Below are 212 nucleotides of genomic sequence, written 5' to 3' on the forward strand. Positions count from 1 at the left end.
AAGGGTGTTATTACCACCCGTCAGACTATGCATTCCTGCAAAGGTAATGCCTGAGTGCTCAACTTCATTATCAGCGGATACTAACTGCCATTGTTGGTCACTGACTTCAGAGGTGGCTGCGCCGCTAGAGCCATCATCCTCAATACGATCAACACCGGAGAAGGTGATTGATTTGGCGAAAACTTTGTTGGCATCTTTTACTGTATAAGCGA

The 212-nt window shown here is 46.2% G+C and carries 1 protein-coding gene; it reads right to left on the bottom strand.

The features are described from left to right. Window positions 1-212: hypothetical protein (locus ACXAFI_RS20055; RefSeq protein WP_475110179.1), on the bottom strand; the 212-nt coding region annotated here is incomplete at both ends.

Source organism: Microbulbifer sp. ABH2_005, from assembly GCF_056160005.1.